The 3,859-nt window shown below is 47.9% G+C and carries 4 protein-coding genes; all 4 read right to left on the bottom strand.

Translation table 11 applies throughout. The features are described from left to right. Window positions 1-388 precede the first annotated feature (388 nt). Complete coding sequence (locus HRU10_15125) at window positions 389-796, bottom strand: hypothetical protein (GenBank protein NRA28564.1); 408 nt, start codon at window positions 794-796, stop codon at window positions 389-391. Next, on the bottom strand, window positions 793-1,848 hold the full coding sequence (locus tag HRU10_15120; GenBank protein NRA28563.1) for a hypothetical protein: 1,056 nt from the start codon (window positions 1,846-1,848) through the stop codon (window positions 793-795). The genes HRU10_15125 and HRU10_15120 overlap by 4 nt, the downstream gene beginning before the upstream one ends. A gap of 156 nt (window positions 1,849-2,004) precedes the next feature. Next, window positions 2,005-2,520, bottom strand: coding sequence for a hypothetical protein (locus HRU10_15115; GenBank protein ID NRA28562.1), 516 nt, complete (start codon window positions 2,518-2,520; stop codon window positions 2,005-2,007). 4 nt (window positions 2,521-2,524) lie between these two features. Next, on the bottom strand, window positions 2,525-3,859 hold a 1,335-nt coding region (locus HRU10_15110; GenBank protein ID NRA28561.1), incomplete at its 5' end, for a hypothetical protein.

Raw genomic sequence — 3,859 nt, 5'->3', positions numbered from 1 at the left:
GAAGCCCAAATGGCCGAGTGGGGGCCGGGTGAGCGGCGCGATAGCGACCGCAAGGCAGCGCGGCGGTGCGCTGGCCCTCAGACAGTGTGCCGGTCGACCTGCCGCAGTAGCTGCCCCAGCTTGCTGGGATCCATGCAGCGTGCGAGTGCTAGTTTGATACCTGGACCGGAGGGAGGTCTCCGCGGAGGCAACTGCCAGAGCGGAGGGCCCCGGGAAGGATGAGAGCAGAGGCGGTGACAGATAGCGCTGAAAGCCTAGCTGGCGATGACTGTGCTCGCTGGGGACGTAGATTGGCTCGAGGACGTGGATCGGGTTGGGGGTTGGTTGTGTTGATTGGATTTGGGGAAGATTCTAAAACTAGCTACGCTTCGCGACTTCTGATAGATTTTCATTTCAAATGTGAAACAATGAAATAGGCAATGACAATGGGCCCAAAGATCACTATGAGTAAATAGAGTAAACCAACCCATTTAAAACGCTCCCCGACACCGGCATCTTTGGCAATTTGATAGCTCTTTTCTATTGATTCTAAGGAAAGAATCCAGGTACCTCCAAGAACTATGGGTAGGCCTAAAATGATCATGGCTACCAATTTACTCAATCCAGTAAGTTGAGGTAATTCGATCCCAAAGAAGCTAGATAACCCAATAACCAGAACGATAAATAAGGACCCAACTCCAAAACAAAGCATAATTCCAGCTGTATCCTTTGTATCCTCATAAAATGGAATTTCGTTTAGCGTCGATTCTATACAACACAACAGCCAACCGACAATTGCGATTAGTCTTTCTTTCATCGCCTTCGCCTCCTTCTCCTTCGATTGTTTTCCCGGCTTTCAAGATTCGAACTATTGTCAAATCTTTCCCAGAAAGAATCGAACGCCCCAAAGCCGTCGAGAACAGCATAGCCCAATGCCAGCCCAGCACCTATGGGATTAACCAAGCCAATGCCTAAAACAACAAACGAGGCTCCCGCTCTTAAAATGGATCTGTCTGAAAATTCATTCTGAACCACATCAAGCACGGTCACAAGAGGCCCAGCAACAGCAAGTACTCTACCTGCACCTTTGGCTAATCTAAGTTTAGCATCTCTAGCCCTTCTAGCATCTTGAACAGCCACTAGGTTAGTATTCGCACGATATGAATCTCCAAAGAACGTCTTACGGGATCGATCTCTAATTTGGACCTTAACCCCACGGCGATTATTTACTCGATTGTGATATCTTTTAAGCGCTTCTTCTGCAACTGCTGCAACTGCCCCTGCAGGGCCAGTATTCACTCTCTTCTCCTCCTCGTTTTGACCACCTACGCCTTCGCCGGAATCTTCTTCATCGGACTCGTGGTTTCTTGATGGGCCGGCATCATTCACCTGTTCACCCGGAGATGGATAAAAATCCGCCGGATTCGCACCGCCTCGGTCTTCGTCTCTCAAATTTACTGTTCGAGCATCATCAGGAGTAAATGGCTGTAATGGCCCCATAATTATGATGAAGTCTCGTCCATCTGGAGAGGTCCATGGGACCTCGTCAGATGCGGGACTAAGCCTTTCTGGTGGATCAAGTGGGGCTTCATTCGTTATCATAGGCTCCAATTCGTCTAGACCTTCTTCAGACGATTGACCTTGATCTTGATTAGATGGAGAGTCGTTTGAAGATGAATCATCTGAGGGCGACTCCGGTGCAGACGGCTCTGGATCAGGGGCTGGTGGATCTTCTGGTTCTTCGGTATCGTCTTTGATACCTCCTCTTCTTGGATTGAGCCCATCGGGATCGACATAATTAATCGGATCGCCGTTCGCATACCCGTATAGATCGGGCGTAGCGCCTCTTCCCAGTGGGTCTGCGGACACGAAGCGTTTCTGCCTGGGGTCGTAGTAGCGGAAGCCGTTTTACTTTTTTCTTTTAATTTGGCTCGTAACATTTAACCGCAAATCGCGATATTTTTTTATGCAAAATCCGGGCTAGGTTTTTGGGAGGTGGAAGGATTTTTAGACCCATTTTGCGTTTCACCACAGAACAACTGCACCACGCGACTCTTCAATTTCTGAATTTGGTCCAATATAAAATTGTTTCTTTTTGTAACTATAGCCTTTTAGGAATAGCTTCTTAAAATCCTTAAATAAATGCAATGAATCCTTGTCACTTAAGGCTGTACCAAACTTACCTGAAATAAGATAATTAGTATCATCTTCGTCGCAAAACACACCACTTGGCTGAAGGATTATTGACCCAGGATTGAGTAAAGGTTCCACCTTATATCTTGAAGATCCATCATCCATCTTGATAGTCTTCAGCCTAACATTCTGTTTACTACGCGTGATTAAAAAAAAACCAGCGCCAACAGGATTTCCGGTTAAGTTAGACCCAAGATCACTCCAATTCGTGAGATCATCGAAGCAAGGTATTTCGCTAGAATCATGAATCCAGGCATCAGTAAAACGAAGCGAAAACGAAGTTTTAATACGATTTAAAGAATCAATTAGATCTAATCTGTTAGCGTAAAAAGTTATTTGTTTAGACATAAGCTTATTTCGGAATCAACTCAAGAGTATCGCCAGGGCTCAAGCGTTCATAAATATCAAGAGCAGCTTCTAATTCTCGATCTGTGGGTAATCCGCCAGATGTAGTATCTACCGTGTTAATAACTCTTCTAGTCCCGTTAGGCCGTGTAATCTCCACGTCGCTAAATCTACCGCCTTTCAATCCGCCTGCGGGGTTAGGGTAATGCTGTTCAGGCAAGCTCGCCCCTGCAGTGTGAGTTCCTTCTCCGGCAGCCTCAGCCCGATCAGCGAGTTCCTGGTTTTGGGCCCGGGTTTGCGCATTGCCCTTTCGACCTCCGAAATTTTTTACACTGCGCAGTGAATTTACCCTGTCAGCTATAACACCCAACACCTTATCACCAGGTATTACACTAAGCGCGACATCAGTCGGGGTTGCTGTTGTAGCTAAGCCAGCGACATCACCAACTAGTTCGGCGGTCGCTAAAGTTGTGCCTCCGATACCCGATGCTGTGCCGATTGCTGCGATTCCTTGTCCGAGCGTGAGCGGCGCAACGATTGCTGCCGCAACTATGGTCGCATCACGAGCTGCTTGCCTACGGAAAGTCGAGTGACCGAAAGCACTGAATCGGCGAGTCCTGTTCAAGCCTTGGACATACGCATCATGGGCTTGTTGACGACGGTAGGTTGCACCCCAATGCGCCCTTTCACGACTGCTGATAAATCCGTCACCATTGGCATCAAATCGAGAATCGTAGAAAATTTGGCTCCCATAAGAAGCTCTCGTAAAATTACCGTCAGTCGTGTTGCTGTAAGCAGTTACTGTTAACGTTCCCAAAACGGGTAATTGATCAACTGGAGTATCGTGGTTCAATGGACGTCCACTTACGAGAGCTTCCTCACGAGGCGTAGAGATTCCACCTCCACCCCCTACAAGTGCTCCTCCAAAATTCACTGCAGCTGAATTATCCCCGGTGACACCGGCGAAGATGTAAACATCGTAGCCAGAGGGCCTATCTACCTTAATTTGTGAAACATCAAGAGAAACACGCGATGTACCATCCCCATTGGATGAATGCCCGATACTTTCAACTCCAGACATAAACAGAGCTTCAAAGAATCCATTAAGCGCGCCATCTGATACATCAAAGTGAATGTAATTGGGATCTGAAGGCTCGGGCACTGGGTCTCCAATTACCTCAAATGCCTCAAGCTCGAGCGGCTTTTCCTCAGTATCACCAGCGGAGAGCCCCAGCGGATCCACATAATTAATCGGATCACCATTAGCATACCCGTATAGATCGGGCGTAGCGCCTCTTCCCAGTGGGTCTGCGGACACGAAGCGTTTCTGCCTGGGGTCGTA

Source organism: Opitutales bacterium, assembly GCA_013215165.1.
In the GTDB taxonomy this organism is placed as follows: domain Bacteria; phylum Verrucomicrobiota; class Verrucomicrobiia; order Opitutales; family JABSRG01; genus JABSRG01.
This window is presented reverse-complemented; position numbering and strand designations above follow the sequence as displayed.

What these genes read in the sequence shown, in the direction of transcription:
- HRU10_15125 (NRA28564.1), bottom strand. Translation starts at nt 796, where the DNA reads ATGAAAGAAAGACTAATCGCAATTGTCGGTTGGCTGTTGTGTTGTATA.
- HRU10_15115 (NRA28562.1), bottom strand. Translation starts at nt 2,520, where the DNA reads ATGTCTAAACAAATAACTTTTTACGCTAACAGATTAGATCTAATTGAT.